The following is a 15,635-nucleotide window of genomic DNA, read 5'->3' on the forward strand; positions in this document are numbered from 1 at the left end:
ATATTAATTACTATACATACACAATGGAACTATCGCAACTGAAAAAAGATATCAATCTGGAAAAGATGTTGGATGAAATAAGGGTTTTTGCGCCGGCAACGGTTGCCAATATGATCTGCGGATTTGATATTCTGGGTTTCGCACTGGACGAACCGGGCGATGAAGTCATCATGAAAAGGGTCTCAACACCCGGGGTAGTGATTACCGAGATAACAGGTGACGACGGCCGTTTGCCTTTAGATCCTGAAAAAAATACAGTATCGGCATGTGTGCAATTTCTGCTGCATAATCTGGGATTGCAGCATGAAGTAGGTGTCGAAATCAAATTACACAAACATATGCCTATTGGTTCCGGACTAGGTTCCAGTGCTGCCAGCACTGTTGCAGGTCTCTTTGCCATCAATGCGCTGTTAGGAAGCCCGCTTTCTAAGGAAGAGCTTCTTCCTTACTGCGTAGAGGGAGAACGACTGGCCTGCGGTACAGGTCACGCAGACAATGTAGCTCCTGCTCTTTTTGGAGGCATTACACTGATTCGCAGCACAGAACCTCTGGATGTTATATCCCTGCCGACTCCGAAAGAGTTATATGCAGCGGTCGTGTTTCCGCAGGTAGATGTCCCGACAAGAGATGCGCGTCAACTCATCAAAGAAAAAGTATTACTGAAAGACGCTGTCACACAATGGGGAAATATTGCGGGACTCGTAGCCGGCCTGTTCAAGGAAGATTATGACCTTATAGCAAGAAGTATGCATGATGTATTGATCGAACCTACACGCGCTATTCTGATTCCGCAATTTTATGAAATGAAGCAAATAGCGCTGGACGAAGGCGCATTGAGCTTTGGTATATCGGGCTCAGGGCCGTCTGTAGTAGCCGTGACAAGAGATAGAACCATAGCTGAAAATATCAAAGCACGTATACAGCATCACCTGAATGAATCCGAAATAGAAAGTTTCGGATATGTATCATCCGTCAATGTAGAAGGACCTAAAGTTTTAAACTAACAGAAAATGAAATTATACAGTACTCAGAATAAAGATCTGCGTGTATCCTTCAAAGATGCCGTATTCAATTCACTGCCTGCAGACAAGGGACTTTATATGCCCGAGGTGATCCCTCAGCTGGATCCCATGTTTATCCGTAACATTCAGCAATACTCTTTAGAAGAGATTGCATTTACGGTTGCCCATGCTTTGATCGGGCAGGATATCCCGGCTGATGATCTTAAAAAGATCATTAAGGATGCCATTAATTTTGATGCTCCTGTCCGCTTTCTGAGCAAAGATACAGCGGTATTGGAATTGTTCCACGGTCCGTCTTATGCTTTTAAAGATTTCGGAGCTCGCTTTATGAGCCGTGTTATGGGCTATTTCTCTCAATCTGATGATAAGTTGTTAGATGTACTGGTGGCTACATCAGGTGATACCGGAGGAGCTGTAGCATTAGGCTTTTTAGGTGTAGAAGGGACAAGAGTAACGATTCTGTATCCAAAAGGAAAAGTTTCCGAAGTACAGGAACAGCAGCTTACCACCAACGGGCAGAATATCCGGGCACTGGAAGTAGACGGTACGTTTGATGATTGCCAGGCGCTGGTGAAGAAGGCATTTAATGATGCTGAATTGAATAGGGAATTAAGATTGACATCCGCCAATTCTATTAATATTGCACGTCTTATTCCGCAAACCTTTTATTATTTCTATGCCTATGCGCAATTGAAGGCACAGGGAATCAATCAGGTTGTCTTCAGTGTGCCAAGCGGCAATTTTGGAAATATAGGTGCCGGATTGCTGGCCTATAAGATGGGGCTTCCTGTTGAAAAATTTGTGGCCGCAACCAATGTCAATGATACAGTTCCGCGTTTCTTGTCTTCCGGACAATACCAGCCTAAGCCTTCTGTACAGACACTTGCCAATGCTATGGATGTCGGTGATCCGAGTAATTGGGTGCGTATTCTGGATCTGTTTGATCAGGATCCGGAAGCCTTGAAAAAGGTTGTTACATCCTATACTTACGATGATGATGCGACTAAGGCTGCTATGAAACAGCTTTATCTGGAATATCAATATGTCGCTTGTCCGCATACCGCTATTGCCTGGTTAGCTTCACAAGCTTATCTTGGCGAACATCCGGGACAGTATGCTTCCGTATTTCTTTCTACTGCGCATCCCTGCAAATTTCCGGATGCTATCGATGCAGATGTATTCGAAAAGGTTAAACTTCCGGAAGGAGCGGAGTTGCTGTCCGGAAAGGAAAAACTGGCAAAAGAATTACCGGTTGATTACGACTTGTTCAAAGCCTATTTGTTAGAAAATAAATAAACATTAAATGGCTTCTTTCAGAAGCCATTTAATGTTTTACGAAAATCATATACTTGTTACGAAGTGCTGTCTCCTTTTTTTAATATTTGCTTACCTTTGCGACGATGAAATCAGTCATTCTGAATAAGGGCAAGGATAAAGCTGCCTGGCAACTGCACCCCTGGGTATTTTCCGGAGCAGTAAACAATGTCTCCGGCAATGTAGAAAACGGAGAAGTCGTATCTGTATTCAACAGCGATCGTGAATTTATTGCTTATGGTATTTACCATAACCAATCGCGTGTTGCTGTTCGTTTGCTGGAATGGCATCCGGATGCGGCTATTGATGAAAATTGGTGGCGCAATCGCATCCGTAAGGCTGTGGAAGCCCGTCAGCATCTTTTGACAACTGAGACCAATACTGTTCGTCTGATTTTTGCAGAAGCAGATTTTATCCCCGGACTTATTGCAGACAAATACGCCGATTACATTTCTATTCAGGTGCATGCTGCAGGTACGGAAAATGTAAAAGCGGTGATAATAGATGAACTTACCCGGTTACTTCAACCCAAAGGAATATATGAACGCAGTGATCTGAAGTCCCGTGAGTACGAAGGTCTTCCAAATACTAACGGTCTCCTGTCCGGAGAATTACCTCCGGAGTTTGTCGATGTCGTAGAGAATGGTATCCGTTATAAGGTGAATATTATAGATGGACAAAAATCCGGTTTCTATTGCGATCAGCGTGAAAACAGATATCTGACTGCACAATATGTGAAAGACAAAAGAGTACTGGACTGCTTTTGTTATTCAGGAGGTTTTACTTTGAATAGCATTCAGCAAGGTGCGGCTGCGGTTACTGCTGTGGACAGTTCGGCTCTGGCGATCGAAACATTGGAACGCAATATGGTTGTCAACGGATTTGAGACTTCCGCTCATCGGTTTATCTTATCGGATGTGAATAAGCAGTTGCGTACTTTTATTGAAGAGGAAGCGAAATTTGATGTCGTGATCCTGGATCCGCCCAAATACGCACCTTCAAGATCTTCATTGGAAAAAGCATCCAGAGCCTATAAAGATCTTAACAGAAGAGGCATGATGCTATTGGAAAGCGGCGGATTGCTTGCTACTTTCTCCTGTTCAGGAGCCATGGATATCAGTACATTCAAACAGGTCATTGCCTGGGCTGCACTCGATGCAGGTAAGGAAATTCAGTTTATAAGACAATTTCATCAACCTGAAGATCATCCCGTCCGGGCTTCCTTCCCCGAAGGGGAGTACCTCAAAGGTTTATTGGTACGAATACTTTAACAATATTTTGGAAGGCTGTAGAGGAACAGCCTTTTTGTTTTTAATTTATATTTTATTATGGTTGCTAATTTTAAAGATAACAAACCTGTTTTTTCAATTCTTTTTGCCGTAAGTTTTATTCACCTGCTCAATGACTTTGTTCAGGGCATTATTCCTTCTGTGTATCCTTTACTGAAGGACGAGCATCATCTTACCTTCTCCCAGATCGGGATGATCACCTTTGTGTATCAGATGGCCGCATCTATCTTTCAACCCGTAGTAGGGTCTTTCACAGATAAGCGACCTCAGCCGTATTCTCAGATTATCGGGATGGCATTTTCATTAGTAGGACTTATCCTGTTTTCGTATGCACATAGTTATGAGATTATTCTGATAGCTGTGTTTCTTGTAGGTGTCGGATCTTCTATTTTTCATCCAGAGTCGTCCAGGGTAGCCTACATGGCTTCCGGAGGAAAAAGAAGTCTTGCTCAGTCTATCTTCCAGATCGGTGGTAATGCCGGAACAGCGCTGGCACCTATTCTGGTTGCATTTTTTATTCTTCCCAAAGGGCAGCAAGCCATTGTCTGGTTTGCGATTGTCCCTATTTTAGGTAAGGTAGTTGCACTGTATATCGGTAAATGGTACAGCCGTAAATTAGAGCACCGTACCACCGTCAAGAATAAGACGATCAGCGTACCGGATCTTTCTAACAAGAAAATCACTTTGTCCGTCGTAGTCTTGCTGCTGCTGATCATTTCTAAATATTTTTATATTGCCAGTATTACCAACTATTTTCAGTTCTTCACGATGGAGAAATTTGGTATCTCTGAAGTACAGGCACAGGTATTCTTATTTTACTTTCTGATAGCAGTGGCAGTAGGGACGTTGTTGGGAGGTATATTCGGTGACCGTTTTGGCCGTAAATATGTGATCTGGTTTTCTGTACTGGGTGTAGCACCGTTTTCATTAGCTCTTCCGTACGTTGACTTTACGACGACTGGTATTCTTATCGTGATTATCGGATTGATCCTGTCTTCTGCATTTCCTTCCATTATTGTATATGCGCAGGAGCTGCTTCCCCGTAAGTTAGGAATGGTGTCAGGATTGTTTTATGGGTTTGCTTTTGGTATGGGAGGCTTGGGATCTGCATTGTTAGGCTGGTACGCAGACCATACTTCTATCACCTTTATCTATCATATCTGTTCGTACTTACCATTGATCGGTATTGTGGCCTATTATCTTCCTGATCTGCAAAAAACGACATACAGAGAAGTCGAATTCTGATCTCCTGTAATGTATAAACCGGTTTAAAAGTAAAAAGACCTCGTTAGCTGCTATTGTTAACGAGGTCTTTTTAGTATGGGTAAGGCGGATACGTATAAATTTCCGGTATACAGGATTATTTAATGGTATTTAACCAGGATTCTGCCATTAATGTTGCTCCTGCAAGACTGGTATGTACGCCATCTGTAGTCCAGTAATTACCCGGAGCCTCAGCGAGTGCCTTGTCAAAAATAGTCTGATAAGGGATCAGGATCGCTTTAAATTCTTTCGCAACATCACGTGCCGCCTGTTGATAGCCTTCAAAAGCCGGATACCATGCATCAGTTACATGTTTTACCCCTTTCAGTCCAAAGGGTTCACCGATAATAAGCTGTACGTTAGGTAACTGTTTCAAGGTGTCGTCCAGCAGTTTCTGATACTGCTCTTTATACTGTTGTGCTGTATTGCTGGCGCCGCTATCCATTGTCCTCCAAAAGTCGTTAACACCGATCAGGATGCTCAGGATAGTAGGTTTGATATCAAAAGTATCCCTTTGCCAGCGTTTTTGCAGATCCGGTACCCGGTTACCGCTGATACCTTTATTGAAGATCTTAATGTTTTTGGATGCATGTTCGGACAACAGACTGCCTGCTGCTAACAGGGCATAGCCGCTTCCGAATGCGGAAGTTTCATTGGGATTAGGATTGTCCTTCTGACGACCGGCATCTGTAATGGAGTCTCCCTGAAAAAGTATGATATCATTTTTCCTAATGCTGATCTGATTACCTTTTGCAGGTAAGGACAAATTGTTTTCACGACCTTGTAGTAATGAGGTGCCGGCCACGGCTGCACCTACGGTAAGCAGACTTTTGCTGATAAAAGATCTTCTGTTTGTATTCATGATAGAGGTTTATGCTTATCTAATATAAGCATTGATTATTATAATTATAGTTTTAAAATGAGATTTATTTGGTAATAAGATCACAATAAAGGGTTGCATTTTTTTGTCCTTTTTTTGTGTACTCTCAGTGGAAGGTTTGCAGAGATTGTCTGTAACTGTAGTCATTAGCTATTGCAGAGCTGGATTTTTACGAATAAATATCCGTCAGAAAATATGAAATAAATAAGGGAACATCTGATATGTTCCCTTATTTGTATATACTAAGTATATTTTTCTACTCCTGCCAGAATAATAGTACAGGCTTCTCTGATCTGATCTGTACTGATGTTCAGCGGAGGTGCTACCCTAAGTGCTGTCTCGCAGTGCAGGTACCAGTCTATCATCACACCGTGTTCAGCACAATACTTACTAACCTGGTAGACCTGATCAAAATTTTCCAGTTGCAGACACATCATCAGTCCTAATCCACGTATCTCTTTAATTTTAGGATGCTGGAGCAACTGACGGAAAAGCAATGCTTTCTCCTCTACCTGTTCAATCAGTTTTTCATCTTTTATGACTTGTAAGGATGCTCTTGCTGCGGCACAACTTACAGGATGTCCGCCGAATGTGGTAATATGGCCCAGCATAGGATTGTCTTTGATTACATCCATAATCTGTTTAGGTGCAACAAATGCGCCCAGAGGCATTCCTCCACCTATACCTTTTGCGAGCATAAGAATGTCGGGGACAATGCCAAAGTGTTCGAAAGCAAAGAGTTTTCCGGTACGTCCGAATCCGGTTTGTATTTCATCAAAGATTAACAGTGTTCCGGTTTCATCGCAGCGTTTGCGCACAGCCTGCATATAAGCCACATCCGGAACACGTACGCCGGCTTCACCCTGAATAGCTTCCAGTATGACGGCTGCGGTCTTATCCGTGATCGCAGACAGATCCGAAAGATCGTTAAAGGTGATAAAGTCTATCTCCGGTAATAAGGGTGCGTAGGCTGTTTGATACTCTTCATTACCGATGAGACTCAAGGCACCCTGCGTGCTTCCGTGGTATGCTTTTTTTGCAGCTATGATCTGTCTTCTTCCTGTGAAACGTTTTGCGATTTTCATGGATCCTTCTACAGCTTCTGCTCCGCTGTTTGTCAGGTATACTGATTCAAAAGAGGGGGGCAGGACCGCCAGCAGATCTGTTGCAAACTGTACCTGTGGCGCCTGTACAAACTCACCATATACAGTTACATGGAGATACTTATCCAGTTGCTGCCGTATTGCCTCCAGTACCTTAGGATGTCTGTGACCTATATTGCTCACATTAAAACCGGATACCAGATCCATATATTGTTGTCCCTGCGGACCATATAAATAAATTCCTTCTGCTTTTTCTACTTCTACCAGACGGGGAGAGTTTGATGTCTGGGCTGTATTCATCAGGAATAATTCACGATTACTTAACATGTTGATTTTGATTTAAATAAAAAGAAGAAGTCTTTTGGACTTCTTCCTGTATTATCTTCGGCCTGAACCGTTTTTTCGGCTTTGCCATTCTTTATAGAGAAGTTCTATGAAATTCTGCTCGATCTCAAAAAATTGTGAAGCCCGTGAATTGCCTATGATACGGGCGAATTTTGCGCGGTATTCTTTCTTGATTTCCAGTTCTTTGGCATCATATGCGATTACATCCCGTGATCCGCCTTGTCTGAAGCCGTTACTTCTACTTGGCGCACTCTGTTTGGGACCAATTTTTTCGTTCCGTATAGCCCACATTTCCTGTGAATACTCATTGTAGAGCGGGAAGAACTGTTGTGCCTCTGAACTGCTCAGGTTGAGCTCTTTGGTAATATAGGCAATTTTCTCGTTCTCTATAGCTTTGAAACGCTCATTATCACGCTGTGCATGAGCAGACAAAGTCAATAGAAATACAAAACAACATGCTGCTAATATCTTTTTCAACTGTAACATCACTTATAATGAATATTTTAAGTACTCTTCAATATCTTCGTTATCAATCTGACTTCCTACGCCGGTTGATTCCTCAGGTTCATAAATATATTGTGTGAAATACACCATATTATCACCACTGTTCGTGGCAGCAAGATAGTTTATAATTTCAGCATCAGATACATTTGCCAGTTCTGAATGTAGATCAGTTGTAGCTGTTTCTTCTTGTTGAATACCGAAATATGCACCCAATCCCAGTATCAGTGTAACCGAGGCCGCAGCTGCATAACGCATCCAGTTGCGACGTTTCAGACCTCCGATAGGGACAATTTTTGGTTGTTCTTTTTCAAATGCTTTAGCCTGTATATCTGCAGATAACTGATCAAAGTAATTGGAAGGAACGGTATATCCGTCTTCTTTTACTTCTGCTTTCAATCGATCTGTAGCAATACCTGCAAAAATGGAATCTTCTAACGTATTGAAGTAGTCTGCCGGTACGGCAAAACCTTCGTCTTTTAGCTGATCTTTCCAGCGGTCTGCAGTGATATTTGCGGTGATCTGTTGCTGGAGCTGATCAAAATAGTTAGAAGGAACTGTAAATCCGTTTTCCTCTGTATCTGTTTTCAGCTGATCCATCTTTACCGCAGTCATCATACGGGATTGAAGATCGTCGAAATAATTTTCTGGAATACTAAAGGAATCTTTTTCGGAGGGAGCGGCATTCAAAAGTCTGATCTGTGAGCAAAGACCGGATTCGAGATTTTCAAAATAATCTTTAGGTACGGCAAAAGGGTTTACACGCAATGATTCCGGAAGATTATTACCTTCGGTATGATCATGATATGTGTTATTTTCCTTCATAGTAAGTAGTATAGAATACACTAAGCATAAAAGGTTTAATCGTGCGTGTGAAAAAAGTGCTCAATTTTTTTTACAGCCAGATGATAAGAGGCTTTTAATGCCCCTACACTGGTTCCCAATACATCTGATATCTCTTCATACTTCATATCATCGAAGTATTTCATGTTGAATACCAGTTTTTGCTTTTCCGGTAGTGTCAACAGTGCCTGCTGCAATTTCAACTGAGCTTTGTCTCCGTTAAAATAGCTGCCATCCGACAGGGAGTCGGCCAGATAGGCAGAGGTGTCGTCATCTAACGACACATTCTGCTTCTGTTTTTTCTTATTCAGAAAGGTAATACATTCATTCGTAGCGATACGATATAGCCAGGTGTACAATTGGGAGTCCTCGCGGAAGTTACCCAGATTGCGCCATACCTTAATAAAGATATCCTGTACCACATCATCGGCATCGTCATGATCGATTACCATCCTTCTCACATGCCAATAAATTTTTTGCTGATATTTCTTCAACAATAATCCGAATGCTTCCTCGCGCGTGGCTTCGTCCGCAAATTTCGAAATTATTAAAGCATCTTCCATATATTGACGTTGTGGTCTTATTATTTTCTTTTGATTACTTTCTGAGCTGCAGCAACAATTGCTTCTGCATTCAAACCGTATTTCTCCATCAATTGAGCCGGAGTTCCGGATTCGCCGAAACTATCGTTTACAGCGACATACTCTTGTGGAGTAGGCAAATGTTGCGCCAAAACCTGTGCAACACTGTCGCCAAGACCACCAAGGCGGTTGTGTTCTTCAGCAGTTACCACACATTTTGTTTTACCAACAGATTTTAATACAGCTTCTTCGTCCAGTGGTTTAATCGTGTGGATATTGATGACTTCTGCACTGATACCCAGTTCTGCCAGTTTTTCTCCCGCTTGAATAGCTTCCCACACCAGGTGACCTGTAGCGATGATCGTTACATCAGTACCTTCATTCAACAGGATAGCTTTACCGATTACAAATTCCTGATCCGCAGGTGTAAAGTTAGGTACTACAGGACGTCCGAAACGTAAGTATACAGGGCCATGATGTTTGGCAACAGCAATAGTAGCTGCTTTGGTCTGGTTAAAATCACAAGGGTTGATCACGGTCATTCCTGGTAACATTTTCATCAGGCCGATATCTTCCAGGATCTGGTGCGTAGCACCGTCTTCTCCCAATGTAAGACCCGCATGTGAAGCAGCAATCTTTACATTTTTGTCCGAATAGGCGATAGACTGACGTATCTGGTCATAAACACGACCTGTAGAGAAATTGGCAAATGTACCTGTGAAGGGAACTTTACCGCCTATTGTCAGACCCGCTGCGATACCCATCATGTTTGCTTCAGCAATACCAATCTGGAAAAAACGCTCCGGAAATTCTTTTATGAAATCGTTCATTTTCAATGAACCGATCAAGTCAGCACATAAGGCCACGACATTTTCGTCCTGCTTACCAGCTTCCAGTAATCCGGCTCCGAAACCCGAACGTGTATCTTTTGATTCTGTGTATGTATATTTTTTCATTCTTTTAGTATGGAGTAGTTGGTATTTAGCCTTCAGATTTTTCTTTTGCTGTCTAAATACAAAGTACTAGAATCTAATATCTGATTAATAATCTCCTAAAGTTTGTTGTAACTGACCTAATGCAGATGTTAATTGGTCATCATTCGGTGCTACACCATGCCATTTGTGAGATCCCATCATAAAGTCAACACCATTACCCATTTCGGTATGCATCAGGATCACCACCGGTTTTCCTTTTCCGGTACGTGATTTTGCTTCTTCAAGACCTGCCACGACAGCAGTCATGTCATTACCTTTTGCAATTTCAAGTACATCCCATCCGAAAGCTTCCCATTTGGCGCGAAGATCTCCCAGTGATAATACCTGATCTGTAGAACCGTCAATCTGCGCTTTGTTGTAGTCAACAGTTGCGATCAGATTGTCTATTTTGTTATGAGGTGCATACATCGCTGCTTCCCACACTTGTCCTTCCTGAAGCTCACCGTCACCCATCAGGACGTACACCAGATTATTGTCTTTGTTTAGTTTTTTTGCTTGTGCAGCACCGATCGCTACTGATAATCCCTGACCCAGAGATCCTGAAGCTACACGGATTCCCGGAAGACCTTCGTGTGTAGTCGGGTGTCCCTGCAGACGCGAATTGATTTTTCTGAAAGTAGCTAACTCGCTTACTTCAAAATAACCCGCTCTTGCCAGTGTACTGTAGAAAACAGGAGAAATGTGGCCATTTGACAAGAAGAAAAGATCTTCTCCGATTCCGTCCATGTTGAATGACGGATTGCGTTTCATAGCGTTGAAATAAAGCGCCACAAAATAATCGGTACAACCTAATGATCCTCCAGGGTGTCCTGACTGACAGGCATGTACCATACGTACGATGTCACGTCTTACTTGCGATGCGATTTGTTCTAGTTTGTTTATATCTGCACTCATTTTAATATTTGGTTTTCACAACTCCCGCAAAGTTAGTTATTTTTAATAGAGTAGCAGATAAAAAGTTATTTTAATGTCTGAATTAAATTATTGACTGATAAGATGTTTACAAACGATTCTGTTCATCTGTTTTCCTTATAGTTTTATTGTTTCTGATGGTCTGATTTCCAAAGTTAAAGCGTAATTTGGCACTTATTTTACGGGTGTCCTGATAATCCAGGAAATAATTGTTCTGATTCGCATAATTGGTTGCAACTTTGACTTTCTCTGATTTGAAAATATCCAGAAAATAGAGACTCAGTTCTAATTTTTTATGTATGAACTTGCGATTCATAACTAAATAGGTGGATGAAAATCCTGAAATTCTGAACGGTCCCTGTATAGATGGGGAGTAATAGGAATTGCCCACTTCTATGTTCCAGTCAGTTTTTTTGTTAAGGATAAAACTGGTACTTAGTGTGGTATTAAGCTGGTACACATCATTTTTATGAATCAGTTTGTCTACTCCTTCAAAATAGTTCTCATTGTACATGGCCGAAAGCATTCCATTTACAGACCACCAGGGTTTGATATCCAGATTCTTACTTATATCTATTCCTGCGCCTTGTCCCTTTTCTATATTGGTGTAGTGATAGATCAGGTTGTGCGTGGCATCATCCTGATAGGAGATTTCCATAGAAGGCCATTTCTCATAGCGGTAGAATAAGTCAATATTCCAGTTATTTCGGGTATAAGTCAGGTTCAGATTATGGACTATAGTTGCACGCAGGCGGGCATCCCCCTGAAAATAGGAGAAGAGGTTGTAATAGGATTTGGTCGGATTGAGCCAGGAGTAAGACGGTCTGCTGATACGTTTACCATAGGAAAATCCGATCTGTGACTTGTCATTCGTCTCATATTGTGCATAGAAAGTAGGGAAGAGTGTCAGGTAATCGGTCTTGTTGATATCGGACGGTTGCGATACGGTTCCTGTTAAGTTTGTGTATTCAGCACGCAGGCCGGCTTTCAGACTCCACTTTTTCCATTGATAGGATGCTGATCCGTATCCGGCGACATTATGTTCCTGATAATCAAAATCACTGCTTTTTTCTGGTCTGAAAGCTAATTCACCATTTTCATTGTCTGCAAATATCAGTTTACTGAATGTGCTTACGTAGCTGTATTTTCCTCCAAATTCCAGTTCCAGCCGCTTTCCTTTGTGGCTGAAATCTACCTGTGAGGAGAATAGTCTGGTCTTATTGTCATTGTCACTGGTGAAATGTGAGGTGGACGGATCCTGATCTTTAAAATTGAGCTCCGTAAGTATGTCCTGATAATTAACCCTGTTATTGGTGGTGTAATAAGTGGCCCAGTCTAAGGTATTTGTTTTAGAGAGTTTTTTGACCAGTTGCAGAAACAGATTATTGTTTTTTGTGCTTCTGTAATGATCATTTGTTGTCAGATAGCTGGACTCTACCTGCTGCTGCTGATTATAGATAAGCGTAGGTACACGGTATATTCCTTCGGAATTGGGGCTGTAAAAACCATTCCATCCAAAGGATAACGTCAGTGTACTATCCGGATTATAGTCTGCTGTAAATACATAGGTTTGTTGATTTTTATTGTCATCTATACGGTCCATTTTGCTGATCCAGGTCGTATTATCACTTGCGTACTGTACATAGTCTGTGCCGTAGCGTGCATAAGTTCCTCTGCCGAAATTATAGATTCCTTTGAAATTGAATTTTTCTGTTTTGAAATAGTTGGTAAGTCCGAATATTTGTTTGCCGTAGTTACTTTGTTCAGCCTTAGCCAGAAGTACCCCTCTGTAACCATACAGTTGATTCTGTTTCATCTTGATATTAATAATAGCCGTTCCGGAAGCCTCATATCTGGCCGGAGGATTGGTGATGACTTCCACTGCCTGTACATCAGTTCCCGAACTGTTCTCCAACAGGTTTTTCAATTCTTCTCCTGTAAGTGTGACCGGTTTGTCATTAATCATTACCAGTATATTGCGACTTCCCTTGATACTGATGTCTGAGCCAAGTACTTTGACCAGTGGTGTACGTTTCAGTATTTCCCAGCTGCTCAATGCAGAGATATTACTGTTTTGTACATTGAATTCAAGACGATCTACTTTTCGGGTTACCCGGGGTCGTTTGCCTTCTATGAGTACCTCTTCCAATTGATTTGACTTGGCTAAAAGACGGATCAGGAGCTGGCCTTGTAGGGTGTCCGGTTGAATAAATTCTTCGTAGCTCTGATAATTAAGATCCCTGGCGCTGATATAATAATTGGTGTTGTTGTCCAGGGAGAGCGTAAATTTTCCGGATGCGTCTGTCCGTGTTTCATGGAGTGCCTGATACAAGCTGTCCATGAGGACTACTGTTACATTTGCCAGTGTTTCGTTTTTATCATTGATTACTTTACCTTGCATCTGTTTTTGCTGTGCCCATAAAAGAGAGGGGAAAAGAAAGAGGAGTAGAATGTGTTTCATGTTTGCTGATCGTATCTGATAGGGCAAAAGTGTTTATTAGGTTTTACAGACTCGGTTAATGAAGCGTTAATGATGGGTTAAGGTCTGTTTAAGATCGGATCTACTGATTATATTTGTTTTATGAATGGAAAGCTTTCACGGTTAATTCTTACATTTTCAACACTTTTTATTGTGCTGATCGGGATACAGGTCTATTTTATCTCCAATACGTATCAGCTCAAGCGCAGAGAGATTATTGAGGACGTGAAGCAGAGTTTGTCCTCTCTGGAGGATGATGTGGATATCTTTGACAAGAGTCTGCTGAAGGATGATGAAGCACAGGAGGCTGTATGGAAAGTGGAGAAAAAACAATGGACTGAAAATGATTTGCGTAGCTTGTATGCCCGCAAGGCTAAATCTGTGGAAGCGAAGCTTACGCGGTATGTGGATAGTACTTTTGCAGAGAAGGGATATAAGGTCGGGGTGATGAAAGAATTCGTGAATGTGATTTCACGCAGTACTAATCAGCCTCTTATTCAACAGCCTCTCCTGATATACAAGACCAGTACACCGGTTTCTAAGAAATATCTGCTGACATCCGGTAAATGGGAGACCAGTTATAACTCGACTACGACTACGGACAATAAAAAGGCTAAGGTATCTTCCCAAAGAAAATACAGCTATCATCTGTTACGTAAGACGTATTTTGAGATCAATAATCTGAAATGGGTGGTTTTTAAAGACTTGTTGTTTTTGATTATTACATCGCTGTTGATTCTGACAGCGGTATTGATTTTATTCTATCTGACGTACAAAAATCTATTGCGTCAGCGAAAGCAGATTGATGTGCTTCATGATATGATGGACAATATTTCACATGAACTCAAAACACCTATTGCCACCCTCAAGATCGCATCAAAAACACTGGAGCACAATACCGACCCGGAAGTTGTGCAGGTCATCGGACGTCAGGTCGATCGTCTTGAAAATATGTTGCAGCCGATTATGCAACAGGAGAGAAGGGAAGAACAGACATACTGGACCACTGCTGATGTGAAGGCTTTTGTGAGTGATTTTCAGATGGCTCATCCGATGATCAATTTACAGGTGGAGCAGCTGTTTGATCAGGATCTGCAACTCGATAAATATGATATCGAAACTATTCTGACCAATCTTTTGAATAACAGTATAAAATATGGAGCGAAGTCTGTATCCTTATCTTTTGAGCTGAATGAAGGACTGGTCAAAATTATTGTAAAAGATGACGGAGTTGGGATTGATAAAGTAGAGCAGCCTTATATTTTTGAGAAGTTTTACCGTATCCAGAAAGACAATATTCATGATACCAAAGGATTGGGCTTAGGCTTATATATTGTCAAGCAGATTGTGAGTAAGTATAAAGGAGAGGTGACTGTTTTTAGTGAACTTAGCAAAGGTGCGGCATTCCGTATATCATTACCTTATGAAGTATAATATTTTATTAGTCGAAGACGATGAGGATTTTGGCTTTATGCTGAAGCAGTATCTGGAACTTTCGGGGCTGGAGGTAAGGCTGATTGCCCATCCGCAGGAAGTGGAGACATTGCTGGACCAGGATTTTACCTTTCACCTCGCTATTCTGGATGTAATGATGCCCTATATGAGTGGCTTTACACTGGCGCAAAAGATTCTTTCCCGGTATCCGGGATTTCCATTTATCTTTCTGACTGCTAAGGATCAGAAGATAGATAAGCTTACGGGGCTCAAGATCGGAGCGGATGATTATATTACAAAGCCTTGTGATCCGGAAGAGCTCGTTCTTCGTATTCAGAATATTGTCCGTCGCAGTCAGCCGGTATTGCCTGTAGCTGAAGTCAAAATCGGAACGTATGTATTTGACCGGTCTAATTTTCTGTTGATCCATCCGCAGGAAACTTTCCGGCTGACCGAACGCGAGGTCAATCTGCTCTCGTATCTATGGAGTCAGAACAGACAATTGGTGACGCGTGAGCAGATACTGGAACAGGTCTGGGGAACTACCGATTTTTTTACAGGGAGAAGTATGGATGTATTTATCAGCCGATTGCGCAAGTATCTGAGCCATGATCCCGCATTACAGATTAACTCGGTACGGGGAATAGGCTTTGATGTCAGGTTATAAGCTGTAT

The 15,635-nt window shown here is 41.9% G+C and carries 14 protein-coding genes; 6 read left to right on the plus strand and 8 right to left on the minus strand.

Features of this window, described 5'->3' with window-relative positions; translation table 11 throughout:
* The first annotated feature begins 23 nt into the window (after positions 1-23).
* The 4 genes from I6J03_RS13815 (at position 24) to I6J03_RS13830 (ending at position 4,870) form a co-directional block, all read left to right on the plus strand.
* On the plus strand, positions 24-1,004 hold the full coding sequence (locus tag I6J03_RS13815) for a homoserine kinase (protein WP_050767827.1): 981 nt from the start codon (positions 24-26) through the stop codon (positions 1,002-1,004).
* A gap of 6 nt (positions 1,005-1,010) precedes the next feature.
* The gene (thrC, locus tag I6J03_RS13820; protein WP_004336591.1) at positions 1,011-2,318 is read left to right on the plus strand and encodes a threonine synthase; all 1,308 of its coding nucleotides are present in this window, start codon (positions 1,011-1,013) and stop codon (positions 2,316-2,318) included.
* Positions 2,319-2,422: 104 nt separating this feature from the next.
* Complete coding sequence (locus I6J03_RS13825; RefSeq protein ID WP_004336593.1) at positions 2,423-3,607, plus strand: class I SAM-dependent rRNA methyltransferase; 1,185 nt, start codon at positions 2,423-2,425, stop codon at positions 3,605-3,607.
* A 57-nt stretch (positions 3,608-3,664) separates the two neighbouring features.
* Positions 3,665-4,870, plus strand: coding sequence for an MFS transporter (locus I6J03_RS13830; protein WP_004336596.1), 1,206 nt, complete (start codon positions 3,665-3,667; stop codon positions 4,868-4,870).
* 115 nt (positions 4,871-4,985) lie between these two features.
* Here the strand turns inward: I6J03_RS13830 and I6J03_RS13835 are convergent, their stop codons facing one another.
* The 8 genes from I6J03_RS13835 to I6J03_RS13870 form a co-directional block, all read right to left on the minus strand.
* Positions 4,986-5,750: an SGNH/GDSL hydrolase family protein gene (locus I6J03_RS13835; protein ID WP_004336599.1), complete on the minus strand. Its 765-nt coding sequence runs from the start codon at positions 5,748-5,750 to the stop codon at positions 4,986-4,988.
* A gap of 260 nt (positions 5,751-6,010) precedes the next feature.
* Complete coding sequence (locus I6J03_RS13840; protein ID WP_201693739.1) at positions 6,011-7,198, minus strand: aspartate aminotransferase family protein; 1,188 nt, start codon at positions 7,196-7,198, stop codon at positions 6,011-6,013.
* Between the two features lie 51 nt (positions 7,199-7,249).
* Positions 7,250-7,702 carry a hypothetical protein gene (locus tag I6J03_RS13845; protein WP_232279852.1) on the minus strand — a complete coding sequence of 151 codons (453 nt, stop codon included), beginning with the start codon at positions 7,700-7,702 and terminating at the stop codon, positions 7,250-7,252.
* A gap of 3 nt (positions 7,703-7,705) precedes the next feature.
* Positions 7,706-8,542, minus strand: coding sequence for a hypothetical protein (locus I6J03_RS13850; RefSeq protein WP_004336613.1), 837 nt, complete (start codon positions 8,540-8,542; stop codon positions 7,706-7,708).
* 35 nt (positions 8,543-8,577) lie between these two features.
* Positions 8,578-9,123, minus strand: coding sequence for an RNA polymerase sigma factor (locus I6J03_RS13855; protein WP_004336617.1), 546 nt, complete (start codon positions 9,121-9,123; stop codon positions 8,578-8,580).
* A gap of 20 nt (positions 9,124-9,143) precedes the next feature.
* Complete coding sequence (locus I6J03_RS13860) at positions 9,144-10,097, minus strand: transketolase family protein (RefSeq protein WP_004336620.1); 954 nt, start codon at positions 10,095-10,097, stop codon at positions 9,144-9,146.
* 84 nt (positions 10,098-10,181) lie between these two features.
* Complete coding sequence (locus I6J03_RS13865; RefSeq protein ID WP_004336624.1) at positions 10,182-11,030, minus strand: transketolase; 849 nt, start codon at positions 11,028-11,030, stop codon at positions 10,182-10,184.
* Between the two features lie 106 nt (positions 11,031-11,136).
* Positions 11,137-13,509 carry an outer membrane beta-barrel family protein gene (locus tag I6J03_RS13870; protein WP_004336626.1) on the minus strand — a complete coding sequence of 791 codons (2,373 nt, stop codon included), beginning with the start codon at positions 13,507-13,509 and terminating at the stop codon, positions 11,137-11,139.
* Between the two features lie 120 nt (positions 13,510-13,629).
* On the opposite strand from I6J03_RS13870, the gene I6J03_RS13875 reads away from it, so the two are divergent.
* Both I6J03_RS13875 and I6J03_RS13880 read left to right on the plus strand, forming a co-directional pair.
* Entirely contained in the window at positions 13,630-14,961 is a 1,332-nt protein-coding gene (locus I6J03_RS13875; RefSeq protein WP_004336629.1) for a sensor histidine kinase, read from the plus strand.
* Complete coding sequence (locus I6J03_RS13880; RefSeq protein WP_004336632.1) at positions 14,951-15,628, plus strand: response regulator transcription factor; 678 nt, start codon at positions 14,951-14,953, stop codon at positions 15,626-15,628. The genes I6J03_RS13875 and I6J03_RS13880 overlap by 11 nt, the downstream gene beginning before the upstream one ends.
* Positions 15,629-15,635 lie beyond the last annotated feature (7 nt).

The organism is Sphingobacterium spiritivorum (genome assembly GCF_016724845.1).
In the GTDB taxonomy this organism is placed as follows: domain Bacteria; phylum Bacteroidota; class Bacteroidia; order Sphingobacteriales; family Sphingobacteriaceae; genus Sphingobacterium; species Sphingobacterium spiritivorum_A.

What these genes read in the sequence shown, in the direction of transcription:
- I6J03_RS13815 (WP_050767827.1), top strand. Translation starts at nt 24, where the DNA reads ATGGAACTATCGCAACTGAAAAAAGATATCAATCTGGAAAAGATGTTG.
- thrC (WP_004336591.1), top strand. Translation starts at nt 1,011, where the DNA reads ATGAAATTATACAGTACTCAGAATAAAGATCTGCGTGTATCCTTCAAA.
- I6J03_RS13825 (WP_004336593.1), top strand. Translation starts at nt 2,423, where the DNA reads ATGAAATCAGTCATTCTGAATAAGGGCAAGGATAAAGCTGCCTGGCAA.
- I6J03_RS13830 (WP_004336596.1), top strand. Translation starts at nt 3,665, where the DNA reads ATGGTTGCTAATTTTAAAGATAACAAACCTGTTTTTTCAATTCTTTTT.
- I6J03_RS13835 (WP_004336599.1), bottom strand. Translation starts at nt 5,750, where the DNA reads ATGAATACAAACAGAAGATCTTTTATCAGCAAAAGTCTGCTTACCGTA.
- I6J03_RS13840 (WP_201693739.1), bottom strand. Translation starts at nt 7,198, where the DNA reads ATGTTAAGTAATCGTGAATTATTCCTGATGAATACAGCCCAGACATCA.
- I6J03_RS13845 (WP_232279852.1), bottom strand. Translation starts at nt 7,702, where the DNA reads ATGTTACAGTTGAAAAAGATATTAGCAGCATGTTGTTTTGTATTTCTA.
- I6J03_RS13850 (WP_004336613.1), bottom strand. Translation starts at nt 8,542, where the DNA reads ATGAAGGAAAATAACACATATCATGATCATACCGAAGGTAATAATCTT.
- I6J03_RS13855 (WP_004336617.1), bottom strand. Translation starts at nt 9,123, where the DNA reads ATGGAAGATGCTTTAATAATTTCGAAATTTGCGGACGAAGCCACGCGC.
- I6J03_RS13860 (WP_004336620.1), bottom strand. Translation starts at nt 10,097, where the DNA reads ATGAAAAAATATACATACACAGAATCAAAAGATACACGTTCGGGTTTC.
- I6J03_RS13865 (WP_004336624.1), bottom strand. Translation starts at nt 11,030, where the DNA reads ATGAGTGCAGATATAAACAAACTAGAACAAATCGCATCGCAAGTAAGA.
- I6J03_RS13870 (WP_004336626.1), bottom strand. Translation starts at nt 13,509, where the DNA reads ATGAAACACATTCTACTCCTCTTTCTTTTCCCCTCTCTTTTATGGGCA.
- I6J03_RS13875 (WP_004336629.1), top strand. Translation starts at nt 13,630, where the DNA reads ATGAATGGAAAGCTTTCACGGTTAATTCTTACATTTTCAACACTTTTT.
- I6J03_RS13880 (WP_004336632.1), top strand. Translation starts at nt 14,951, where the DNA reads ATGAAGTATAATATTTTATTAGTCGAAGACGATGAGGATTTTGGCTTT.